The following is a 23,365-nucleotide window of genomic DNA, read 5'->3' on the forward strand; positions in this document are numbered from 1 at the left end:
CACCGTGTCACGCCGCACGCAGGAAATTTGTTCCTTAGCTATACTGGCCGAACTGTAGTGTTCGCATAAGAAGATGACCTCACTCGCCGAACTTCGGAAAAACTATTCGCTGGGTTCACTGGACGTGGCCGATGCCGACCGCAATCCGTTTCGTCAATTCGACGCATGGTTTGCGCAGGCCATCGACGCCAAACTACCCGAGCCGAATACGATGACGCTCGCCACAGTCGATTCGCGCGGCCGTCCGTCGGCCCGAATCGTGCTGATCAAGGCAGTCGACGAACGCGGGTTTGTGTTCTTCACCAATTACGAAAGCCGCAAGGGCCGCGAACTCGCGGACAACCCGCATGCGAGCCTGTTGTTTTACTGGATCGAACTGGAGCGCCAGGTGCGCATCGAGGGCCGCGTCGTCAAGGCGAGCGCAGCCGAAAGCGACCAGTACTACGAATCACGGCCGCTCGGTTCGCGCATCGGCGCGTGGGCATCCGAACAAAGTCAGGTAATTGAAAGCCGCGCGGTACTTGAAGCGCGGGAGAAGGCAATCAGCGCGCAATACGGCGAGCATCCGCCGCGGCCGCCGCATTGGGGCGGCTATCGCCTGATTCCCGACGCCATGGAATTCTGGCAAGGTAGGCCGTCGCGTCTGCACGACCGTCTACTCTATACACGTGCGGTAGAAGGGGGCGACTGGCAGATCGCCCGGCTGTCGCCCTGAACTTATATCAACGCCGGCGCGCCCGACTGCCATAGAAGCAGCGCACGCACCGGCCAAGGTCGCGCGGCCATCAAGGCCCTGGAGTTACGCCACGGCACGCAGCGACCTGAAAAGCTTTGCTTTGTATTTCATCGGACACGGAGAAATCACATGTTCTGGGAGAAGAAGCTGGCGCAGTGGGTGGAAGAAGTGAGAACCAAGGCGAACCTGCCAGCGCGCCTTGTGCTGTGGGATGGTCAGCAACACGACTTTGGGCAGTTTGCCGCGCCCCAGGTCACGCTACACGTCAAGAGCGCTACGGCGCTGCCTTACCTGCTCGAACCGAGTCTCGACAATCTGGGCGAGGCGTACGTGAAGGGCAAGATCGACATCGAAGGCAAGCTGTCGGACATCATCAACGTCGGCTACTCGCTGGCCCGCAACACGGTCACGAACGCCAGCAAGCTTGCGCGCGTGCGACGCTACTTCAATCACTCGAAGTCGTCGGACAAGAAGGCCATTCAGTATCACTACGACGTCTCGAACGAGTTCTACCAGCTGTGGCTCGACGAGAACATGGTGTACTCGTGTGCGTACTTCGAAAACGGCGATGAAGATCTCGCCACCGCGCAGATCAAGAAGATCGACCACATTCTCACCAAGATCCAGTTGCAACCCGGTCAGCGCCTGCTCGACATCGGCTGCGGCTGGGGCGCGCTCGTGCTGCGGGCGGCGTCGAAATTCGGTGCGCAGTGCCTGGGCATTACGCTGTCGCAGAACCAGTTCGATCTGGCGACCGCACGCGTGAAAGCCGCCGGGCTGGAAGACAAGATCGAGATCCGCCTGCAGGACTATCGCGATCTCGAAGGCCAGTTCGACCGCATCACCAGTGTGGGCATGTTCGAGCACGTGGGCCGCAAGAACCTGCCGGGTTACTTCCAGAAGATGCATGACCTGCTGGTGGACGACGGCATCGCGATGAACCACGGCATTACCTCGTCGGATGCGGACAGCGGCGAGACGTCGCTCGGCGGCGGCGAGTTCATCGACCGCTACGTGTTCCCGGACGGCGAGCTGCCGCACATCAGTCTCGCGCTCGAGGCCATGCAGCGCGGCGGGCTCGAAGCAGTTGACGTCGAAAGCCTGCGCCGTCACTATGCGCACACGCTCGATATCTGGGCGGAGAATTTCGAAGCCCACGCGGAAAAAGCCCGCACGCTGGTCGACGACGAGAAATTCCGCATCTGGCGTGTGTATCTGGCCGGCTGCGCGTATGCGTTCGAGAACGACGACGTGTCGATCTACCAGGTGGTGTGCCGCAAGGCCGGCCACAGCGCGAAGACCTTGCCGTGGTCGCGCCGGTACATGTACGACAAACCGCTGTGATGCGGTTGCGCCGGAGCACCGCACCGCCGCGCAGCCGCTCCGGCGCAACTTTTGACAGCAAGACCAGAAATCGATGGACGAAGGCGGAGCAAGCGAATTCCCGTTGCTGAACGACACGGCAGCGGAGCCACCGGAAGTAGATGCCGGGCAACTGGATCTGTTCGGCATGCCGGTTACTGCGCGTGCACGTGACGCGACAAGTGACTCAACTGCGGCGAAGGTGGGACCTGGGTCCGCGACGGACGTGGCAAGCGGCAACGGCCCGCCGCCCGCCCCTACCGCCGCCAAAAAGCGCCGCACCCGCGACGTCCTCGCCGTCGAACCTTCAGCCGAAGTCCTGGAGATCGCCCGCACCCTGCCGCCGCAGATCCATCTGGGCACCTCGACGTGGTCGTTCCCGGGCTGGAAAGGCATCGTCTACGGCGACGATTACAGCAACAGCAAACTGTCGCGCGACGGCCTTACCGCTTACGGCACGCATCCGCTGCTGCGTACGGTCAGCATCGACCGCTCGTTTTATGCGCCGCTCACCGTCACCGACTATCTGCGCTATGCGCAGCAGGTGCCCGACCACTTCCGCTTCATCGTCAAAGCGCCCGCTCTCGTCACGGATGCCACGGTGCGCGCCGAGCGCGGCGAACCGGTCTCGCTCAATCCGTGTTTTCTGAATGCGCAACTGGCCACCGACGAATTCGTGCGGCCCTGTCTCGACGGCCTCGGCACGAAAGCCGGCGCGCTGGTGTTCCAGTTTTCGCCGCTACCGGACCAGATGCTGGCCGACCCGGCCGGCTTCATCGAACGTCTCGCCGAGTTTCTGGGCGCGTTGCCGCGTTTGCCGGAAGGTGCCTGGTATGCAGTCGAGATTCGCGACGCGTGCCTGCTGACGCCGCGCTTCATCCGGACGCTGAAAGCAGCCGGCGTGCGCTACTGCGTGGGTCTGCATGCGCGCATGCCCGACCCGCTGCGGCAGGCGGCGGCGCTCGCGCTGCTCGACGGTGAACCGGCCGGGCCGCTGATCGTACGCTGGAGCCTGCACGGCGGCTTCAAATACGAACAGGCGAAGGCGAAGTACGAGCCGTTCGACCGCCTTGTCGACGAGGATCCGGCCACCTGCATGGCGCTGGCCGAACTGGCCGCGCGCTATGCCATCGCGGGGCAGCCGGTGGTGATTGCCGTCAACAACAAGGCGGAGGGGTCGGCGCCGCTAAGCTGCATCAAACTGGCGCGGGCGATCGCCGAGGCCTATGCCGCTCTACTCGCCCTCAACCCGCCTTGACCCGATGCGCGAATTTCTGACGAAACTTCGCGACCTTCGGCGCCACCACGACCGAGCAATAGCCCTGACTCGGGTGCTGCGCAAAATAGTTCTGGTGATAGGCTTCGGCCGGCCAGTAGTTGCCGTCGAGCGGCAAGACCTGGGTGACGATCTGCCCGTGGTAGATGCCTTCGGCCGCCACCTCGCGGATCGCCTGCAGCGCCGTCTCGCGCTGCGCGTCGGCGTGCGTGAAGATCACCGAACGGTACTGCGTGCCGACGTCGTTACCCTGCCGGTTGAGCTGGGTCGGATCGTGGATCGCGAAAAAAATGTCGAGAATCTCGCGGTAGCCGATTCTGGCCGGATCGAATTCGACCTTCACGACTTCCGCGTGGCCGGTGTCGCCGTCGCACACCTGCTCGTAGGTCGGCCGCTGCGTCTTGCCGCCCGCATAGCCGGACTCCACCGCGGTGACACCCTCGACGCTGAGAAACACGGCCTCGAGACACCAAAAACATCCGCCCCCGAGGGTGGCGACTTCATTTGTCTGAGTCATGCTGCCTGCTCCTGATTGATTGCCGCCCGCCGTTGTGCGGTGCCGCCCAGGCCGGGCGACATCGCGCTGCCGCCCTCGCACTCACCCTCTCGCGGCATCTACCGGTTCGTCGCATGAAGCGGGCCACGTCAATGACGACGGCCTAGGTTCACGGCCAGTCCGCCTGCGATTCCGTTAAAATTGGGACAAATCGCCGATTTTCTACATGACTTTCGATTCAATTTATTCCATTCGCGCCCGCTATACGGCCACCCGGCCAAACCAGTGGACCCGCCTCCCATGAAGCGCGCCGTTCCGCCCGACTTCGACCAGCTCGCCTTTAAAAAGGCGCTGGGTCAGTTCGCCACCGGCGTCACGGTGATCACCACGCGTGCGGCGTCGGGCCAGTTGATCGGCATTACGGCGAGTTCGTTCAATTCGGTGTCGCTCGCGCCGCCGCTCGTGCTGTGGAGCCTCGCCACGCGCTCGGCGTCGATGCCGGCGTTCCAGGCGAACAGTCACTATGTGGTCAACGTGCTAGCCGCGTCGCAGCTTGAGCTGTGCAAGCGTTTTGCGACCGTCAAGGGTGACCGCTTCGAGGGTGTCTCGCACGCGGCGGGCGACTCCGGGATGCCGGTGCTCGACGGTGCGCTAGCGTGGTTTGAATGCCACAACCGCAGCCGCTACGAGGAAGGCGACCACGTCATTTTTGTGGGCGAGGTGGAACGCTGCGGCGTCCATGAGAATGCCGGCGACCTCGCGCCGCTGGTATTCCAGAGCGGGCAATTCCACGGATTGAAACCGCTGTAGAACTCCACCGGCGGTGCCAGGCGACGATTCCACCGCCGTTTCCCGCCAGTCAATCGCCCGCGACCACGCTGCCGCGGGCCGCCGCCGCGGCCACCAGCGCCACCGGCACGCCCGAATCCTCCTTGAGCGTCTGCAGCACGATATTCGAGCGGATATCCATCACGCCGGGCGCCTTGTACAAGCGGTCCAGCACGAAATCCGAATAGTGTTTGAGGTTGTGCGCGAGCACCCGCAGCAGATAGTGGGTCTCGCCCGTCACCACGAACGCGCCGACCACCTCCGGCCAGTCGCGCAACGCCTCCGCAAAGCGCTCGTGCCAGTTTTGCTGGTCGTTGCGCATCGACACCTGCACGAACGCCTCCAGCTCGAAGCCCAGCACCTCGCGGTTCAGGCACGCCCGGTAGCGTTCGATGACACCCTGTTCCTCCAGCAGGCGCAGCCTGCGCAGGCAGGCGGAAGGCGAAAGCGAGATGCGCTCCGCCAGGTCTAGATTGCTGATCCTTCCTTCTTGCTGAAGCACCGTCAAGATACGGCAATCGGTGGCGTCGAGCGAGATCGCGTTCACATTCGGTCTCCCTTTCCTGTTTGCATCAAATTATGTTCCAACGGGGACCAAAAAACGAGATTTTTTCGCAAGCACATTTCCTGGCGGCCCGCCTATCATTCCTTGCATAGACCGCAAGAGACTAGGGAGACATGAACACACTCTGGGACATCACCCCCGCCATCGACACCGCAACGCCCGTCTGGCCGGGCGACACGCCGGTCGGCATTGAACGCGTCTGGCGCATGGAAGCCGGCTCGCCGGTCAATGTGGCCCGGCTCACGCTGTCGCCGCACACCGGCGCGCATACCGACGCCCCGCTCCACTACGACGCCGAGGGCGCCGCCATCGGCGCGGTGCCGCTCGACGCCTACCTGGGCCGCTGCCGCGTGATTCACTGCATCGGCGCCTCGCCGGTCGTGACGCCGGAGCAGGTGGCCGGCGCGCTGGACGACCTGCCGCCGCGCGTGTTGCTGCGCACCTACGAGCGCGCGCCGACCACGGCGTGGGACAGCGCGTTCTGCGCGGTCGCACCGGCGACGATCGACCTGCTCGCGGCGCACGGCGTCAAGCTGATCGGCATCGACACGCCGTCGCTGGACCCGCAGGACTCGAAGACGATGGACGCGCATCACCGGATTCGCGCCCACCGGATGGCGATTCTCGAAGGCATCGTGCTGGACGCCGTCGCCCCCGGCGACTATGAGCTGATCGCCCTGCCGCTGAAGTTCGCCACGCTCGACGCGAGCCCGGTACGCGCCGTCCTGCGCGCGCTGCCTGCCGCCAACACCTGATCACCGATTATTTGACTGGACCATCATGAACAACCGTGACGAAGCTGTAGCGCTCGACCGCGCCGACCCGCTTGGCTCCCTGCGCGACCAGTTCGCGCTGCCGACCACCACCATCTACCTCGACGGCAATTCGCTCGGCGTGCCGCCGGCCGCCGCGGCGCAACGCGCGCAGACCGTGATCGCCGCCGAATGGGGCGAAGGCCTGATCCGCAGCTGGAATAGCGCGGGCTGGTTCGCGCTGCCCCGGCGCCTGGGCAACAAGCTCGCGCCGCTGATCGGCGCGGCGCACAACGAAGTGGTCGTCACCGATACCATTTCGATCAACCTGTTCAAGCTGCTTTCCGCTGCCGTGCGGCTCGCGAACCAGCGCGACCCGAAGCGGCGCGTGATCGTCTCCGAACGCTCGAATTTCCCCTCGGACCTGTACATCGCGCAAGGCCTGATCGAACAGCTCGACCGGGGTTACGAACTGCGCCTCGTCGACGACCCGTCGGAACTGCCGGCGGCGATCGGCGACGACACCGCGATTGCGATGATCACTCACGTGAACTACCGCACCGGCTACATGCACGACATGGCGGCGCTCACGAAGCTGATTCACGATAAAGGCGCGCTCGCGCTGTGGGATCTGGCGCACTCGGCGGGCGCCGTGCCGGTGGATCTGAACGGCGTGGGCGCGGATTACGCGGTGGGCTGCACGTACAAGTATCTGAATGGCGGGCCGGGCTCGCCGGCGTTCGTGTGGGTTCCGCATCGTCATCAGAATGCGTTTGCGCAACCGCTGTCGGGATGGTGGGGTCATCGCGCACCGTTCGAGATGAATCCGGTCTACAAGCCCGATGACGGCGTGGGCCGCTTTCTGTGCGGCACGCAGCCGATGGTGTCGATGGCGCTGGTCGAATGCGGACTCGATGTGTTCCTGCAAACCGATATGCAGGCGATTCGCCAGAAATCGCTCGCGCTCACCGATCTGTTTATCGAGCTGGTCGAATCGCGCTGCGCGGAGTTTCCGCTCAAGCTCGTCACGCCACGCGATCACAAGCAGCGCGGCTCGCATGCGAGCTTTGAGCATCCGCATGGTTATGAGGTGATGCAGGCGTTGATTGCGCGTGGCGTGATTGGCGATTATCGGGAGCCGCATGTGCTGCGCTTCGGCTTTACGCCGCTGTATACGCGCTTTGTCGATGTGTGGGACGCCGTCGAGACGCTGCGGGAGGTGCTCGTCAAAGAGACCTGGCGAGCGCCGGAATTTGCCGCGCGCGGTGCGGTGACCTAAGGAGCGCGCGATGACCGATCATATGCAAACGCCGGGCGTTCCTGGTTCGCAAGAAGAGTCCGGTGCTGCGCCGGCGCAGGGGGGGTGTCCTTTTGGTCACGGCAGCGGTGGCGCGGCGGCACACGCTACGCAGACTGCGCACGCGCCGCACGTTCCGGCAGCCGATGACGACGGCTGGCACAACGCCCAGCTCGATTTCTCGAAGTCGATGAGCTATGGGGATTACCTGTCGCTCGGCTCCATCTTGTCCGCGCAGCATCCGCTCTCGCCGGATCACAACGAGATGCTGTTCATCATCCAGCATCAGACCAGCGAACTGTGGATGAAGCTCGCGTTATATGAGCTACGTGCTGCGCTCGATGCGGTGCATCGCGATGAGTTGCCGCCTGCGTTCAAGATGCTCGCGCGGGTGTCGCGCATCATGGAGCAACTGGTGCAGGCGTGGAGCGTGCTGTCGACCATGACGCCTTCCGAGTACACCGCGATGCGGCCTTATCTGGGTAGCTCGTCTGGGTTTCAGTCGCATCAGTATCGGCAGATCGAGTTTCTGCTCGGTAACAAGAATGAGTTGATGCTGAAGCCGCATGCGCATCGGCCTGATGTGCTTGCTGAGGTCAAGGCCACGCTCGAAGCGCCTTCGTTTTATGACGAAGTGATCCGGTTACTCGCGCGGCGTGGGTTTGCGATCGCGCCGGAGCGGTTGGAGCGGGATTGGACCCAGCCGACTACGCACGACGCGTCGGTTGAGGCGGCGTGGCTTGAGGTGTATCGCAATCCTTCGCAATACTGGGAACTGTATGAGATGGCCGAGGAGCTGGTCGATCTGGAGGACGCGTTTCGGCAGTGGCGCTTCAGGCATGTGACCACGGTTGAGCGGATTATTGGGTTCAAGCAGGGCACGGGCGGGACGAGTGGGGCGCTCTATCTGCGCAAGATGCTTGATGTCGTGCTGTTTCCAGAGTTGTGGCATGTTAGGACGATGCTTTAGGCGACATTGCTGGTCAACAACAAAACATTTGATGACGGTTCTTGCGGCCGCGAAGGCCTCCTCGGACTCGCAAGAACACGCTCTCTCTTTTCCTATGTCGCTTCCCGCATATCGCACTTTACTTGGCCCCTTGCCTCGTACTGCGATGAGCGATCTCAAGAGTCGACCAGTTCGGCCGCAGCAAAGGGCCGTCTGAGTAACGAACAAACTCGAGTTGGTAAAGCCGGTGGGCCGCGTCCGCAAGCAGCGGAACATCCACCACCGCTCCGTCCATATCCCTCATCGTTCCTTCGAACGGATACGTGTGCTGTCCCCACTCGGCAGGCCGTTGATAGCCATCGAGATGGAGTACGAGCAAGGAATCGTCGTACGCTATGGATTCCACGCGCGCGGTTGTCAAATCATGTAGGAGCTTGTCCCGCTCTGCTGGGTCAAGCCGCATTGCCACGCTGCGAATGAAGCCTCGCTCGTTCTCAATCAACTCACGCACGATGTCGAGGCTTGGTCGCTGAGGTTTGCATCAACGCTGGTGGCATCCATACAAATTTATTCGTAGACAAGGCGGATCGGCTCCGGAAGTCGCGACACGTGCTGTCGATGGTCAGCGCCTCGACGCAGGTCTCACGGAGCCGATACCGCCTCATGACTCCAACTTTGAGCAGCTCTCCGCCTTACCCGTGCAACACTCCGAGAGGCAGGGTTCGCTCTTTGCCCATCGTGGACTTGAACAGGATGCCGCTCATGCAGTGCCTGTTTTCGTGGGGGGCGAGTCGGGTATAAACCGAACTGTGGACCAGTTCGGTTTCTGCAAATCCCCACCCCACCAACGCACATATTCAAGCTCGAAGAGTCTGTCAGTTGGGTCAGCGAACAGCAGCAGTGCAATCGGCGAGCCGTCTACATCATCCATCAATCCCTCGGCCGGATATAGCCGTTGCCCGGAGTACGGCGCGCGTTGATATCCGGCGAGGTGAAAACGGATTAATGCTCCATCTGGCAATGTGACTTCTGCCTGCGCGCTCGCCAGATCACTCATCAGCCTCCTGGAAGCCTCATCGTCTAGTCGGTGAGCTATGCCGGTGATAAAAGCTATTTCATTGTCGGTTAGTGCGCGAAGCATATCAACGTACCGGAAAGATGGTTCCAACACTCACTGTACCGTCTGGCAACATAAACGCCCGCCACTCCACCAAAACTCCGTCGACCGTCATTCTTCCTACCGTGTCCGTATTCGGCGTCATGTCTGAGCTGATATTGTTCACTATATCTGCAACCTCACTTTGTGCGTCCGCAACGTTGACCCCTTCCTGCTCAAGTCGCGATGCATAGTGGGTGGTCTGGAACCTGATATTACCTGCATTGTTCGCCCCGGTCGGCTTACATTGCTTCGCCTCCGTCGCCTGTCGAATGCCATTCTTGGCCACCCACATGGGGTCTTTTGCAAGCTGGTAAACGAGCCAGGCAAAGCGAGCCCCCGACGCAATGGCGCACTCAGGACACACTGGCTCCAGCCCCTGCTCCTGAACAAACTGCAGCGCTTTTACCCAACCCAGCAAATTGACCGGCGGCCCTGCGGGTGCGACACCCGATTCGAAATTGTCGAGCCACTTGTCAATCTCGTCGCTACCGATCGATACGTCAGGCCCGAGATTTGTCGATACCGTCGCCGTCCGACCAACCACCCGGCCATCCGCCGAATACGTATAGTTCACCTTGAGGAAACGCTTGACGTTTCCGTTCAGAGGTCCAGGATATTCCTGGTACTGGAAAGTAGTGAGACGGCCACGGATGTCATATGCCGGGTTGGCAAAGAAGCCTGGCCCCTCGATTGTGATGACTCTGTGAGCCGTATCACGGAGCCTCATGTTGATCGAGGTGCCGGTCTTCCGGTCGAGAATCGAACGGAGATTCCCAGTCTGGTCTTGCGTGCCCCCCCATTCGCCAGTCAATCGACCGTCTTCGTACATCTGCGCAAACGTCACCTGATTCGCAGAGTTGTACACAAGCCCATAGCTTCGGCTTATCCCATCACCAAGCCTTGCGTCGAACCCACTCGCGCCGGTTGAATCGGTCGTCGGACGCTCGCTAATGCCGGTCACGTTACCGTTGCTATCGTAGACGTACGTTCGGAGCCAACCCGGCGAAGCGACCATATACGGACGCAAACTAACCGAGTCTGCATACCGCACTGTCGTGATACCCAAGCCCAACTTGTTGTGAACAGTCGCTTGGGTAGGGCGATTGAACTCGTCGTACACGTATTGGACATTCTTGTCATACGGCGCGATATCGGTCGTCAGGTTACCGAGGGTATCCCAACCCATGCTGTACCCAGCGTCATTGCCGGTCGGGCGCAACGTACCGCCAAACGGGGAGAAATTCACCGTCGTGGCGCGCTGGCTGCTGGTGACGGTCGTCGCACCGCTCCCGTAGGCGAACGACGCATTCCGAGTTGTGTCGGGATGACTAACCGCCGTGGCGCGCCCGTTGGCGTCGTATGTCCATGTCGAGATACGGGAGCCGGTCTCATCGATCACACCCGTCAGGGCGCTCGCGAAACGCGTGTCCTCATAGACATAGCGGCGCACGTTGCCATCCGGCCAGGTGACCGACACCAGATTGTTATAAGTGTCATAGCCATACTGCGTGAAGTTCCCCGTCGAATCGCCCATCTGCGTGATGCGCCACTTCGCATCGTAGGTCAGCCGTATCGCAAGGTCGTAGTACGGATTCGTCCCTGCCGCATGCTCACTGATGCTTACGAGCAAGCCTGGTGCTGGCGCCACGTTTCCAGGGGTATTGCTATCGCTATAAGTCAGCGTAGTGATCCGTCCGTCGTGATCGGCGACGGACAACAAGACGCCTTGTGCGGAATAGGTTTCGGCACTTCCATCGGTCAGGTCATTTAGCGTCCACGAAGACGAACTTTGCGCGAGCGTCAGCGGCGTTCCGTCAGTTGGGCGCCATGCACCGGATGCCTTGCTGAACGACACAGAGCTCCCGTTCTCCCTGTAAGCAACAACCCGGGAAGGAGCGCCGTTCACGGCCGTGAGATTTAGCTGGCGCTGCCAGTTGTGAAACCATAGCGAGCCAAAGCCCGAATCCGGTCGCGTGACGGGTCGGGCCCGATAGGTACGACGGAACACAAACGGCCGGTCGTCACCGCTATGAAAGTCAACTTCAGAGAGAGTGGTTGCGCCGGAGCTCGCATAGACCGGATCCGCTACCGGGCAGCTTCGATCGTCGCTCGTATCATCAGGCGGAGCGGCGCACCACCGCTTGACGACGGGCAGTTCTGCCGTACATCGGTACGTGGCCATCCCAACTGGGGTATTGCTGGAAGCGATAAGCGGACAAGACGACGTGCCTTGAATCGCCCCAGACTTCGGGTAAAGGCCGAAGCAAATCCCGTCTCCGTTTTCAGCATTCGCTCCGAATGCCACCAACAGCAAAACGATCGCCGAAAGCAAACGGGCCAACATGAATGCTGGCCCGTGACATGACATTTTATTTTTCATCAACCGTCCCTTTGCAAGGTGTCGTTAGATAAACGTAAAGCACGACACACTGCATGGGAACGTAGCAAAGAGGTATACGAAATTTCTGAAACTACAACGGCGACTTACCCTCGCCAGAAAAATCGCACGAAACGGCAAGCATTCCTGAATGAAAAATTCTTAAACACTGCAGGCAATATGCCCTTCCGACTACCTCGCCGTATACCCCCCATCAATCGCCAACGCCACCCCACTAATCATAGAAGCCGCATCACTTAGCAAAAACAAAATCGGCTCCGCCACCTCACGCGGCTCAGCGAAGCGTTTCAAGGGAATCCCCTCCAAAGCCGGCCCACGTTTAGCCGGATCGCTCCAGGCCAGCACGGCCATCGGCGTAAGCGTCACGGTCGGGTTCACGCTATTCACGCGAATCCCGTACGGCCCAAGCTCAATGCATAGCGCGCGCGTGATCGCATCCATCGCAGCTTTAGACGCGGAATAGCTCAAGTGATCATCCAGCGCCACAAGCCCCGCCTCGCTCGACACATTGACGATACTCCCCTGCCGCTTGCCTTCGATCATCCCCCGCGCCACATGGCGCGCCACCAGCGCCGCGCCGCGCGCATTCACCGCCATCACGCGATCGAAACTCGCCGCGGTCGTATCGATCGCGCGCTCCAGCAACGCGATGCCCGCACAATTCACGAGGCCATCGAACGCGTCGAGATCCGCCAGTGCCTCGTCGATGGCGGCCGGATCGCCGACATCGAGCACCAGCGGCTCGCATCCGGTCTCTTCAGCTAGACGCGCCAGTTCGCTGACGTTACGCGCCGCCGCGACGACACTCGCTCCGCTCGCGCACAACAGCTCGACGGTGGTACGGCCGATGCCGCTCGATGCGCCCGTGACGAGAATCGAGCGCCCTGAAAAATCAAAGGTTGTGTTCATAGAGGGTTATAGCCGGTGCATGATCGCGGCTTAAGCTTGCGGATAAGCAGCGCGTGCGGTCCGCGTATGAGCATGATCGTGAGCCGGCACAGCCGGCACAATCGACGGCGCATTCTCGCCACCCGCATCGCGAGCAGCCGCTTCGTCGGAGGCGTCACCGCTTGCATCGTTCAATTGCTGATAGCGACGAAACTTCGACGGCGCCATACCCTTGGCGACCAGAAACTGACGGTTGAAATTGGACAGGTTATTGAAACCCACCTTGTAGCAGATGTCCGTAATGCTCAACGCGTCGTCCATCAGCAACTGACACGCAAGATTGATACGCATGCGGTTCACGTACTGCACGAACGGCATGCCCGTATGGCGGCGAAAATAGCGCGAGAACGCGCTCACGCTCTGACCGGCCAGTTGGGCCAGGTCCGACTCGCGCAACTCCGCCGAAAGATTCTTGCCGATATACGACAGCGCATGATTGATGCGCGTCGCCGCGAACCCGGTGGGATCCGCCTGATACGCAGGACTCGCAAGCAGTTCGCTATCCTCAGCAGTCACCAGCATTTCGAGCATCGACATGAACAGCATGAGGCGACGCAAGCCGCGTGCGGCCAGCAACTCCAGAAAGAGCGGCTGGATCGCCGCGCTGGTTTGCGCCCCGAACAACACGCCGCGCCGCGAACCCGCCAGCAAGGCTTCCACCTGACGCCACTCCGGAAAGCTCTCCATGCAGTGCGTGACGAACTCCTGACCGAACTGCAGGATCAGGTTGCGTTGCTCGACGGTTTCGCCTTCGGGCACATCGCTCACCCAGTTGTGCGGCAGGTTCGGTCCCAGCATCACCAGATTGCCCGGCGCAAAACTGCCGATGTGATCGCCGACGAACATCTTGCCCGTGGTCGCCACGATCAGATGGATTTCGTATTCGGGGTGAAAATGCCAGCGCACCGTGCGGTACGGGTAGCCGTGATACCACGCCTTGAACGATTCGTCGCGGCTCACGGCCACGAGTTCGAGATCGGGTTGCACGTGTCTTCCTCCATTGAATCGGCCCGGTACGGCGCGACTGCTTGAGCGCGCCGCCGGTCTTCGGTTTGTATAACGAAAATTAGACCTCAAACCGCTGGCCCGCCACTAAAAACGGCACCGCCGACTAATACTTTTTTGCGCGGCGTTCGTCCGGGCACTTTGTGCATCAAGTTTGATGCAATGCAGCAGCCCCGCAAAGTCGCTCCCTATAACGGCGTGAACGGACTGCCCCTCTCCAGAAGCGCTCGCCACGCGGCGCTGCGCCACAGATTGACGCGTTTGCCGCCTTGACTTTCGATTCGCCGGGTACGATCATTCGCTCACATACAGAGCAAATGCTCCAAATCAGAAAATGCACGCCCAGACTGTGCGCGAAGCGCTTTCGCCACCGTATGGCATGGGACCGTCGTCAGCGCTGATGCGCTAACGACGGTCGACACCGGAGACAGACATGAATAGCGGCCAAAGCGGCGTCGCGGACGCCCACGTGATCTTGCACATCGGCGCAGGATCGTTTCACCGCGCCCATCAGGCGTGGTATCTGCACCGCCTGAACGAGTTGCGCAAGGAAGGCGAACCCCGCTGGTCGCTTACCGTCGGCAATATTCGCGGCGACATGAATCCGGTGCTCGACGCGCTCGCTGCGCAGGACGGCGTCTATACGCTCGAAACCGTGACGCCCGCCGGCGAGCGCGAGTATGAGACGGTGCGTTCGATCGAACGCGTGGTGTCGTGGTCCGAAAGCCTCGACGGTCTGATCGAAGCCGGCGCCGATCCAGCGTGCAAGATCATCGCCTTCACGGTCACCGAAGGCGGCTACTACCTCGACGAACACGACCGCCTCGACACCGCCAACCCGGATCTCGCAGCCGACCTGAAGGGCGGCCACACCACCATCTACGGTGCGCTGGCGGCGATACTGGAAGCCCGCGTGCGACGCAATGCCGGCGCGGTGACGCTGCAAAGCTGCGACAACCTGCGCAGCAACGGCGAGCGATTTCACGCCGGCATGAGCGAATTCCTCGAGCGGCGCGGCGCCAACGCGCTCGCCGCATGGCTCGACGCCAACACCACCTCGCCGAGTTCGATGGTCGACCGCATCACGCCGCGGCCGACCCCGGACGTGCGCGAGCGCGTGCTCGCCGCCACCGGTTTCGACGACGCCGTGCCGGTGATGGGCGAGGCGTTCATCCAGTGGGTGATCGAAGACCGTTTCTGCGCGGGACGTCCCGCTTGGGAGCGCGTCGGCGCGGAGCTGGTCGACTCGGTGGTGCCGTACGAAGAGGCCAAGATCCGCATCCTCAACGCCACCCATAGCTGCATCGCGTGGGCGGGCACGCTGGTCGGGCTGAACTACATCCACGAAGGCACGCTCGACGCCGGGATCCGCCAGTTCGCCTACGACTACGTGACCGAGGACGTGATCCCCTGCCTCACGCCGAGCCCGCTCGACCTGGCGCGCTATCGCGATGTCGTGCTGGACCGCTTCAGCAATCCGCACATCCAGGACACCAATCAACGGGTCGCCGCCGACGGCTTCTCGAAGATTCCCGGCTTCATTGCGCCGACGCTCGCCGAATGCTTCGCGCGCGGCGTCGAACCGGCGGCCACCGCGGTGTTGCCCGCGTTGTTCTTCCGCTTTCTCGACCGCTGGCAGGCCGGCAAATTGCCGTACGCGTATCAGGACGGCGTGATGGACGAGCGCGTCGCCCGCGCCTTCTTTGCCGCACCGGATCCGCTGCAGGCCTTCTGCGCCGACCGGCTGCTGTGGGGCAGCATGGCGCAGACGCCGCATCTGGAGAAAGCGCTGCGCGGCGCGCTGGCCCGCGTGGATGCGTGGCTGGCGAAGCGCACCTGAGTTTCAGGAGGTTTGGGGGCGCGCCCACCGCGCCTCCAGGCTTCCGCCCTGCTCCACAACACCCCGTTCCACCCCAGGCCAGGTCTAACGCCCATGGCATCGCCCGCCGTGTGCGGCTAAAGTAGCGCATCCCCAACGACGAAGGTTCCGCGCCCATGTATCTCGGCATCGACCTCGGCACGTCCGAAGTGAAAGTCCTGCTGCTTGCGTCCAATGGCCGCGTCGTCGGCACGGCAGGTTCTCCATTCACCGTCTCGCGCCCGCATCAGCGCTGGGCCGAACAGAATCCCTCCGACTGGTGGGACGGCACGCGTGCCGCCCTGTCCACCTTGCGCGCGAAGCACCCCGACGAGTTCGCCCAGGTGCGCGGCATCGGGCTGTCCGGCCAGATGCACGGCGCGGTGCTGCTCGATGCGCAAGACCGGGTGCTGCGTCCGGCCATCCTGTGGAACGACATGCGCAGCGTCGAGGAATGCGCCGAGCTGACCGAGCGGGCGCCGGAGCTGCATGAGATCGCCGGCAATCTGGCGATGCCCGGTTTCACCGCGCCCAAGCTGCTGTGGGTGGCGCGCCATGAGCCGGAGATCTTCCGCCAGACCGCCTGCGTGCTGCTGCCCAAGGATTATCTGCGCCTGCAACTGACCGGCGACAAGGTGTCCGATCCCTCGGACGCCGCCGGCACGCTGTGGCTCGACGTGGCGAAGCGCGACTGGTCCGACACGCTGCTCGCCGCCTGCGACATGACCCGCTCGCAGATGCCGCGCCTGTGCGAAGGCAGCGAATCGTCCGGCACCTTGCGCGCCGACATCGCGCGCGAGTTTGGTCTGGGCGAAGGTGTCGTCGTCGCGGCGGGCGGCGGCGACAATGCCACCAGCGCGATCGGCATCGGCGCCACGCAACCGGGCGACGGTTTCGTATCGCTCGGCACCTCGGGCGTGCTGTGCGTCGTCGGCGACAGTTTCCGGCCGAATCCGGCTTCCGCCGTGCATGCCTTCTGCCACGCGATCCCGGACCGCTGGCATCAGATGAGCGTGGTGCTGTCGGCGGCGAGTTGCCTGCGCTGGGTTTGCAAGCTCACCTCGACCGACGAACCCACCCTGCTCGCCGAAATCGAAGCGCTCGCGCCCGACGCGCTGGCGAGCGCGCCGTTCTTCCTGCCGTATCTGTCCGGCGAGCGCACGCCGCATAACGATCCGTATGCGCAAGGCGTGTTCTTCGGCATGAACCACGCCACCGATCGCGCGCTGCTCGGCTACGCCGTGCTCGAAGGCGTGACCTTCGCGCTAACCGACGGCCTCGACGCCCTGCGCGCGGCCGGCACCGAAGCGAGCGCGCTGTCGCTGCTGGGCGGCGGAGCGCGCAGCAACTACTGGGCGCAACTGCTCGCCGATGCGCTCAACACCACCACCCGCAAGCACGGCGGCGGCGAGACCGGCGCTGCGCTCGGCGCAGCCCGCCTCGGCTGGCTGGCCGCCGGCGGCGATCCGGCGCTGGTGCTGAGCAAGCCGCCAGTGGAAGTGGAATTCACCCCGAACCCGACCCGGCATGCGGCCTTGCGCACGCGGCTGGATGGCTTCCGGGCGTTGTACCGGCACGTACGGCCGCTGTTCGACCCGTCGCGCGAGCGGCTGGCTTAGGGATGACATTCATGCCGGAATCGGCAGGCTGAGCGGCTGCTATCATCGGCGCAAACCACAAGAAGCCCATCGTGCCCAAGTCCAACGAAAAACTCGACCTCGCCACGCGCGCCGCCTGGCTCTACTACGTGGCCGGCAACACCCAGAACGAAATCGCCGAGAAGCTGCAGGTCTCGCGACCGGTGGCGCAACGGCTGGTCGCGTTCGCCGTCGAGAAGAACCTGATCCGGGTGCGGGTCGACCATCAACTAGCCGATTGCCTCGCGCTCGCCGAGCAGCTATCGAAGCGCTACGGCCTGTCGATGTGCGAGGTGGTGCCGGTGGACAGCGACACCTCCGAAGAGATCGACCGCAAGCTGGCGGTCGCCGGCGCGCAGGTGATGGAGCGGTATCTGAACGAAGATAAGCCGATGGTGGTCGCGGTGGGCAGCGGCCGGACCCTGAAAGCCGCGGTCGATCAGATCGCCCAGCTGGACCGTCCGCAGCACCGGCTGGTCTCCATGGTCGGGGCGATCGCCCAGGACGGCTCCTCGAACCGCTATGACGTCGCGCTGCACATCTCCGAGAAGACCGGCGGCAAGCACTTTCTGCTGCCCGCGCCGCTGCTCGCCGATAGCGAGGCCGAACGCGCGCAGTGGTGCAATCACCGGCTGTACCGGATCGTCGAATCGTTGACGAGCGAGGCGGATGTCGCGTTTGTCGGGATCGGCAATGTTGGGCCGCACTGTCCGCTGCACGAGGATGGCTTCATTACCGCGGCGGAAGTGAAGGAACTGATGCAGCACAAGGCGGTGGCCGAGATGCTCGGCTTGCCGATCGACGCAACCGGCGCGCATGTCGAATCGTCGACGGGGCAGCGCGTGACCAGCGTCGCACTGGATTCGCCGCCGCGGCGCCCGACGATCGGCTTCGCCGGCGGCGAACGCAAGCGCGATGCGGTGATTGCGGTGCTGAAAGGCGGATGGCTGTCGGGGCTGGTGACCGACGAGCGGGTTGCGCGCGCGGCGCTGGAAGCGTGAAGTCAAGGCGCGCCGTCCGTTAAGCCGGGGCGGCCCCCTGCTGAGCCGCCCCGCTCTAGCCCCGCACGAACCACGTCCGCTTCGCCGACATCAGCATCCCCCGATAGACGAGCCACGACACGCCAAAGCTCGCCGGTGCGGAGAACGACTGCGCCAACCCCGGCACATTCATCAGCACGAGGCCAGCGAACGCCCCCGCAAACCATGCCGTCAAACCGCCCGGGTTAAAAGCCGGCACGTGCGAGTCGCGGCACTCGATCTCACCGCCCAGCAGTTCGTCATAGCGGGTCGAGAGGATATGCGCGAGCGCCACGCCGACCCACGCAACCACAAAGATCCCCTGATAAGCAAGCGCCTGCAGTATCTTCGAAAACACGTCGGCCATCATCAAGCCGTAGACGACCACCCCGACGACGAGTGCCCACACGAACTTCGGCGCGCGCAGCCCTGCCGCTTTCTGAAAGAAGGCCTGCATATTGATCGCCGCGAGATAGTAGTTCGCGGTATTGATGCGCGACTGCGTCACCCACACGAACAGCAAGCCCCAGATGCCCATCAGTTTGAGCAACGCGAGCACGACCGACACTTCGGAGAGCGCACCGAGCGACGGGATCGAGCTGACCAGATAGATGCCGACCGCGCCGTTCAAAAGGAACGTCACCAGATAGAACGGCATGCCGAAGTTGAAACGGCCGTGGTACGTCGCATCCTGTTTGCGGCCGAAGCGCGCATAGTCGAACGTGAACATCATCAGCACCCAGACGCCCATGTAGTAGACGAAGCAACTCCACCAGCCGTTGGCCGGCAGCGCGCCCTTGGGTCCGAAATCGAGCCACGCCGGGTTATAGCCGTATTCGTGCGTGGTCAGCACGACCGCCGCCACCAGCCCAAGCAGATAGAACGGCAGCAGCACGCCGTTGAACCTGTCGAGCCAGTGCTGCACGCTGCCGAACACGAGCGGCACGCTATAGCACACGACGATCAGCGCGGCCCACCGATAATCGAGCAGCGGAAACAGACTGTGTGCCGCGACGGCTATCACCGAGCCTTCGAATACCGCGTAGTAAATCGCCGTGGCGAAAAAAATCAGCGTGGCGAGCGCCGCTCCGGCGCTGCCGAACAGCACCCGCGAAAACAGCGCGACAGACAGCCCGGTGCGAATCGCGTAGCGGCTGATGACCGAGTTGACGAGCCCATATGACACCACCGACAACGCCATCCCGATCAGCGCGTTGCGCGCACCGTAGGTGAGTGCGAGGGTCGCGCCCACGACGATATAGAACACCGCGCTGCAAACCGCCCACCACGCCATCGTGAGCGAAAACGCGGGCATCCGGGCGTTCTCCGGAATGGCGAGCGTGGATAGATCCAGCTCTCCTTCGGCTGCTTCCTGTGCCAGGTTGGCCATGATCGTACTCCTCAGTACACCTATGAATTAGGAAATGGCGCCACCACACCGCATGCGGCACAGTGGCGACACGTGAATGACAACCGGTATTGCGAGAAACGGCGAACGTACGACTCGCGCGCTAGCGCAGCAGCACCTCGCGCAGACGCGCAAGCCGCAATTGCGCGTCGCGTCGCGCGGCGAGCGCCTGCGCCATCGTGACCGGTACGAAGCGAGCCAGATGGTTGGGCTGCATTTGACCGATCACATCCATGTCGGCGCTGATCACCGTGCCGATGGTCGCGTAGCCGCCACCCGACACCGCATCCCGATGCAGGATGATCGGCTCGAGGCCAGCCGGCACCTGGATGGACCCGATCGGATAGCAGGCGTCGACAATGTTCGAGGGATCCGCGCCGGCACCGAACGGCTGCTCGCGTTCGCGGAATGTGAGGGGACGTCCCTGCTTGTAGCGGTAGCCGATGCGATCTGCTTCGGGCGCAACCGCCCACGTGTCTTCAAAGAACGTACGGGCCGATTCGTCCGTCAGACGATGATGGTAGAGCCCCGGCAGCACGCGCAATTCCACCTCCCGCGCGAGCGGCACGCGCAAGGCATCGGGAAGTACCGCGCCTTCGCGTACCGGACCTCGTACACTGCCGACGCTCAGGCTGTCGCCCTTCTGCAGACGCCGTCCCTCAAGGCCGCCAATCGCACCCAGTGTGTACGTCGAGCGACTGCCCAGCACGACCGGCACATCGATCCCGCCCGCCACCGCAAGGTACGCTCGGGCACCGCCTTTCACGTAGTCGAACGTCAGCGTGCTGCCCGCCTTGATACGCAACGCCACATTGCATGCCTGCACCGCGCCGTCGATCTTCGGCGTCATCTCGGCGCCGGTCACCGCGATTAACGTCTCCACGTTGAACAGCAGTTGCGGTCCGAGCAGCGTGCACTCCAGCACCGCCGTCTCCTCGGCATTGCCGACCAGCAGATTGGCCGCCCGCAGCGCGTATTGATCGAGCGCGCCTGAGGGAGGAATGCCGACGTGGTAATACCCTTGCCGGCCGGTATCCTGCACCGAGGTAGCCAGACCGGGCTTGACCACCTCGATCGCCTTGAGCAAGTCAGTTAGCATCGAGCACCTCCACCAGTGAGCGGTTGTACGCGTCAGGATCACGCATGAAAGCGTCTAGCGAAAAATTCACGGGCCGCACGCGCAACGAAAACGTGCCGGCCTCGACTTCGGCGAGCGCCTTGTCGTAGGTGTCGCGGTCGATCGGCTTGAACTTCACGATATCGCCGGGCCTGAAAAACACCATGAAGTCACGCAGATAGTCGAGACGCTGTGCCGGATCGAAGATCGGCGCAGGCGTCACGCCGAACATCTGATAGCCGCCCGCACCCCGCACCGAGTAGATACAGCCGAAGCAGCCGCCGTGACCGACCGTCAGCTTCGGCGTATCGGTGCGCGGCCGCAGGTACTTGGGCACCTGCAAGTGCCGCTTGCGTTCGACCATCTGGAACATGAACGGCAGACCCGCCACGAAGCCGACCATCGAGACAAACCACGGCGACCCGGCGTGCGCAGCGATGAAGGCATCCACGTCACCGTATCCGTTGATACGGGCGGCGTATTGCAGATCGGTCGAGTCGGGATCCTGGTGGCGTTCGCGAAAGCGCATCAGCGTTTCGTGGGTCCACGGGTCGTTGTAGAGCACCGGCACTTCGACGATGCGCGTCGCGATGTTCAGATCGGCGGCGCCGACCTCCGCCTCGATCGTCTGGAGCAGCGCAAGCAGTACATCAGGCGCGATGATGTCCGGGTTGTAGCGCACCTGATATGACGCGTTCGCCGGACAGATCTCGGTGACGCCCGCCACTTTGCGGCGTTGCAGTTCGCGCGTGATCGCCGTCCCCTTGAAGAACGCATCGAGCGACATGTCCTCGCTGATCTCGACGAAGATGAATTCATCGCCACCGAACGTGTACCGAATCGTCATGCTGCCTCCGCGGATAGTTGGGCGCGCCAGCCGGTCATCCACGCCTCGAGATAGTTGGTGTGATAGCGGCCGGCGCGCACGTCCTCATCGGACAGCAGCGCGCGGTGTAGCAATGCCGTCGTTTTCACGCCGCCAATGCGCAACTCGCCCAACGCCCGCTCGAGTCGCGCCAGCGCCGCGGGCCGGCTCTCGTCGGACACGATCAGTTTGGCAAGCAGGGAATCGTAGAACGGCGGCACGGCGTACCCCTGATACAGCATCGAATCGATGCGCACACCTGGGCCGGTCGGCCACACGAGTTCGTCGATCCGCCCGGGATTCGGGCGGAAATCCTGCTCGGGATCTTCCGCGTTGATCCGGCATTCGAGCGCGGCACCCCGCATCGTGATGTCACCCTGACGGAAACGCAACGGCTCCCCATCGGCAATGCGCAGCGTTTCCCGTACCAGGTCGACGCCTGTGATCGCCTCGGTGACCGGATGCTCGACCTGAATGCGCGTGTTCATTTCGATGAAATAAAACTCGCCGCGCGTATCGTCGAACAGGTATTCCAGCGTCCCCGCACTGCGATAGCCGACTTGCCGTGCCAGCCGCGTGGCGGATGCGCACAGCACCTCGCGCAATGCCGGGGTGAGCGACGGCGAAGGCGCTTCCTCGAGGATCTTCTGGCGGCGCCGCTGCAGCGAGCACTCGCGCTCGAACAGGTGAACCACGTCTTTGCCGTCGCCTAGCACCTGTACTTCGATATGCCGCGCACAGGCAATGAAGCGTTCCAGATACACGCCGCCATCGCCGAATGCGGCCTGCGCTTCGCGTTGCGCAAGCGGCAACTCGGCGTCGAGCTGCGCGGCGTCGTGGGCGACGCGAATGCCCCGTCCACCGCCCCCGGCGGCCGCCTTGATCATCACCGGATAACCGATGCGAGCGGCAATCTCGCGTGCTTCACCGAGCGACAAAACAATGCCGTTACTGCCTGGCACGGTCGGCACATCGGCGCGCTGCGCCGTTTCGCGAGCGCGGGCCTTGTCGCCCATGGTCGCTATCACGGTTGACGAGGGTCCGACGAAGATCAGCCCTGACGCTTCGACCTGCGCCGCAAAGGCGGCGTTCTCCGACAGGAAGCCGTAGCCGGGGTGAATAGCGTCCGCGCCGCATTGCTTCGCTGCGGCCAGAATCGCCGCCGGATTCAGATAGCTCTTCACCGCGTGCGCCGGACCGATAGGCACGGCTTCGTCCGCCATGCGCGCCGCCAGACTGTCGCGGTCGGCATCGCTGACGGCGGCGACCGCGCGCATGCCCAACTCGTGCGCCGCGCGAATCACCCGCACTGCGATCTCGCCGCGGTTCGCCACCAGCACGGTGCGAATACGCTGCGGCCGATAGAAGCTTGTCGTGGAAGCGTTCGTGTCCAGCGGATTGCTTGCATTTGTCACGTTAGGCCTCGACTCGCATCAGAACCTGCCCGGCATCCACCGGCTCGCCGTCTTCGACGAGAATCTCGGTGACTTGTCCGCTCACAGTCGTTTCGACGTCGCTGAACTGCTTCATCACCTCCACCAGTCCTACCACGGTGCCGTCTGTAACCGACGCGCCTACTTCGACGTACGGTGCCGCATCCGGCGATGCCCGCCGGTAAAAGGTGCCCGGCAAGGGACTGACGATGTCGTGTTGTGCCATCTGTGTGCTCCTCAAGTCTGATTTGATGCTG

Annotated in this window: 22 protein-coding genes; 10 read left to right on the forward strand and 12 right to left on the reverse strand. The window is 62.9% G+C overall.

What is annotated here, in order from left to right; all coding sequences use genetic code 11:
* Positions 1–73: 73 nt before the first annotated feature.
* The 3 genes from pdxH (at position 74) to BUS12_RS28090 (ending at position 3,356) form a co-directional block, all read left to right on the forward strand.
* Positions 74–715 (forward strand): pyridoxamine 5'-phosphate oxidase, encoded by a 642-nt coding sequence (gene pdxH, locus BUS12_RS28080; protein ID WP_074300636.1) that lies wholly within the window; start codon positions 74–76, stop codon positions 713–715.
* Positions 716–865: 150 nt separating this feature from the next.
* Positions 866–2,080, forward strand: coding sequence for an SAM-dependent methyltransferase (locus BUS12_RS28085; protein ID WP_074300637.1), 1,215 nt, complete (start codon positions 866–868; stop codon positions 2,078–2,080).
* Between the two features lie 73 nt (positions 2,081–2,153).
* A complete protein-coding gene (locus BUS12_RS28090; RefSeq protein WP_074300638.1) occupies positions 2,154–3,356 on the forward strand; it encodes a DUF72 domain-containing protein in 1,203 nt (400 codons plus the stop codon).
* Here the strand turns inward: BUS12_RS28090 and msrA are convergent.
* Positions 3,343–3,891 carry a peptide-methionine (S)-S-oxide reductase MsrA gene (gene msrA, locus BUS12_RS28095; RefSeq protein WP_074300639.1) on the reverse strand — a complete coding sequence of 183 codons (549 nt, stop codon included), beginning with the start codon at positions 3,889–3,891 and terminating at the stop codon, positions 3,343–3,345. The two genes, BUS12_RS28090 and msrA, sit on opposite strands and share 14 nt — an antisense overlap.
* A gap of 279 nt (positions 3,892–4,170) precedes the next feature.
* Here msrA and BUS12_RS28100 point away from each other — a divergent pair, with 279 nt between their 5' ends.
* Positions 4,171–4,680, forward strand: a complete 510-nt coding sequence (locus BUS12_RS28100) for a flavin reductase family protein (RefSeq protein ID WP_074300640.1) — start codon at positions 4,171–4,173, stop codon at positions 4,678–4,680.
* 49 nt (positions 4,681–4,729) lie between these two features.
* On the opposite strand, the gene BUS12_RS28105 is transcribed toward BUS12_RS28100, so the two are convergent.
* Positions 4,730–5,245 (reverse strand): Lrp/AsnC family transcriptional regulator, encoded by a 516-nt coding sequence (locus BUS12_RS28105; protein WP_074300641.1) that lies wholly within the window; start codon positions 5,243–5,245, stop codon positions 4,730–4,732.
* A gap of 131 nt (positions 5,246–5,376) precedes the next feature.
* Between BUS12_RS28105 and kynB the strand changes: the two genes are divergently transcribed.
* Genes kynB through kynA form a run of 3 tightly spaced genes read left to right on the forward strand, consistent with a single transcriptional unit; the run spans position 5,377 to position 8,282 of the window.
* Positions 5,377–6,018 carry an arylformamidase gene (gene kynB / locus BUS12_RS28110; protein WP_074300642.1) on the forward strand — a complete coding sequence of 214 codons (642 nt, stop codon included), beginning with the start codon at positions 5,377–5,379 and terminating at the stop codon, positions 6,016–6,018.
* A 25-nt stretch (positions 6,019–6,043) separates the two neighbouring features.
* The gene (kynU, locus tag BUS12_RS28115) at positions 6,044–7,294 is read left to right on the forward strand and encodes a kynureninase (RefSeq protein ID WP_074300643.1); all 1,251 of its coding nucleotides are present in this window, start codon (positions 6,044–6,046) and stop codon (positions 7,292–7,294) included.
* 10 nt (positions 7,295–7,304) lie between these two features.
* Positions 7,305–8,282: a tryptophan 2,3-dioxygenase gene (gene kynA, locus BUS12_RS28120; protein WP_074300644.1), complete on the forward strand. Its 978-nt coding sequence runs from the start codon at positions 7,305–7,307 to the stop codon at positions 8,280–8,282.
* Positions 8,283–8,400: 118 nt separating this feature from the next.
* Here the strand turns inward: kynA and BUS12_RS39945 are convergent, their stop codons facing one another.
* The 5 genes from BUS12_RS39945 to BUS12_RS28145 form a co-directional block, all read right to left on the reverse strand.
* Positions 8,401–8,772 (reverse strand): DUF6984 family protein, encoded by a 372-nt coding sequence (locus BUS12_RS39945; protein ID WP_437123882.1) that lies wholly within the window; start codon positions 8,770–8,772, stop codon positions 8,401–8,403.
* Between the two features lie 249 nt (positions 8,773–9,021).
* Positions 9,022–9,318, reverse strand: coding sequence for a hypothetical protein (locus tag BUS12_RS28130; protein ID WP_143788481.1), 297 nt, complete (start codon positions 9,316–9,318; stop codon positions 9,022–9,024).
* An 85-nt stretch (positions 9,319–9,403) separates the two neighbouring features.
* Positions 9,404–11,800 (reverse strand): DUF6531 domain-containing protein, encoded by a 2,397-nt coding sequence (locus BUS12_RS28135; protein ID WP_083640649.1) that lies wholly within the window; start codon positions 11,798–11,800, stop codon positions 9,404–9,406.
* Positions 11,801–11,989: 189 nt separating this feature from the next.
* Positions 11,990–12,727 carry an SDR family oxidoreductase gene (locus BUS12_RS28140; protein ID WP_074300648.1) on the reverse strand — a complete coding sequence of 246 codons (738 nt, stop codon included), beginning with the start codon at positions 12,725–12,727 and terminating at the stop codon, positions 11,990–11,992.
* 30 nt (positions 12,728–12,757) lie between these two features.
* Complete coding sequence (locus BUS12_RS28145) at positions 12,758–13,753, reverse strand: AraC family transcriptional regulator (protein ID WP_074300649.1); 996 nt, start codon at positions 13,751–13,753, stop codon at positions 12,758–12,760.
* Between the two features lie 451 nt (positions 13,754–14,204).
* On the opposite strand from BUS12_RS28145, the gene dalD reads away from it, so the two are divergent.
* From dalD to BUS12_RS28160, 3 genes are all read left to right on the forward strand, one after another.
* Entirely contained in the window at positions 14,205–15,611 is a 1,407-nt protein-coding gene (dalD, locus tag BUS12_RS28150) for a D-arabinitol 4-dehydrogenase (protein ID WP_074300650.1), read from the forward strand.
* Positions 15,612–15,766: 155 nt separating this feature from the next.
* The gene (xylB, locus tag BUS12_RS28155) at positions 15,767–17,248 is read left to right on the forward strand and encodes a xylulokinase (RefSeq protein WP_074300651.1); all 1,482 of its coding nucleotides are present in this window, start codon (positions 15,767–15,769) and stop codon (positions 17,246–17,248) included.
* A gap of 71 nt (positions 17,249–17,319) precedes the next feature.
* Positions 17,320–18,267, forward strand: coding sequence for a sugar-binding transcriptional regulator (locus BUS12_RS28160; protein WP_074300652.1), 948 nt, complete (start codon positions 17,320–17,322; stop codon positions 18,265–18,267).
* A 55-nt stretch (positions 18,268–18,322) separates the two neighbouring features.
* Here the strand turns inward: BUS12_RS28160 and BUS12_RS28165 are convergent, their stop codons facing one another.
* From BUS12_RS28165 to BUS12_RS28185, 5 genes are all read right to left on the reverse strand, one after another.
* Complete coding sequence (locus tag BUS12_RS28165; protein WP_074300653.1) at positions 18,323–19,675, reverse strand: purine-cytosine permease family protein; 1,353 nt, start codon at positions 19,673–19,675, stop codon at positions 18,323–18,325.
* A 121-nt stretch (positions 19,676–19,796) separates the two neighbouring features.
* Complete coding sequence (locus BUS12_RS28170) at positions 19,797–20,792, reverse strand: 5-oxoprolinase subunit C family protein (protein WP_074300654.1); 996 nt, start codon at positions 20,790–20,792, stop codon at positions 19,797–19,799.
* Positions 20,782–21,657 (reverse strand): 5-oxoprolinase subunit B family protein, encoded by an 876-nt coding sequence (locus tag BUS12_RS28175; protein WP_074300655.1) that lies wholly within the window; start codon positions 21,655–21,657, stop codon positions 20,782–20,784. The genes BUS12_RS28170 and BUS12_RS28175 overlap by 11 nt, the downstream gene beginning before the upstream one ends.
* Positions 21,654–23,090, reverse strand: coding sequence for an acetyl-CoA carboxylase biotin carboxylase subunit (locus tag BUS12_RS28180; protein ID WP_074300656.1), 1,437 nt, complete (start codon positions 23,088–23,090; stop codon positions 21,654–21,656). The genes BUS12_RS28175 and BUS12_RS28180 overlap by 4 nt, the downstream gene beginning before the upstream one ends.
* Position 23,091: 1 nt before the next feature.
* Complete coding sequence (locus tag BUS12_RS28185; RefSeq protein ID WP_074300657.1) at positions 23,092–23,334, reverse strand: acetyl-CoA carboxylase; 243 nt, start codon at positions 23,332–23,334, stop codon at positions 23,092–23,094.
* Positions 23,335–23,365: the final 31 nt, after the last annotated feature.

It is taken from the genome of Paraburkholderia phenazinium, from assembly GCF_900142845.1.
Lineage (GTDB): Bacteria > Pseudomonadota > Gammaproteobacteria > Burkholderiales > Burkholderiaceae > Paraburkholderia > Paraburkholderia phenazinium_A.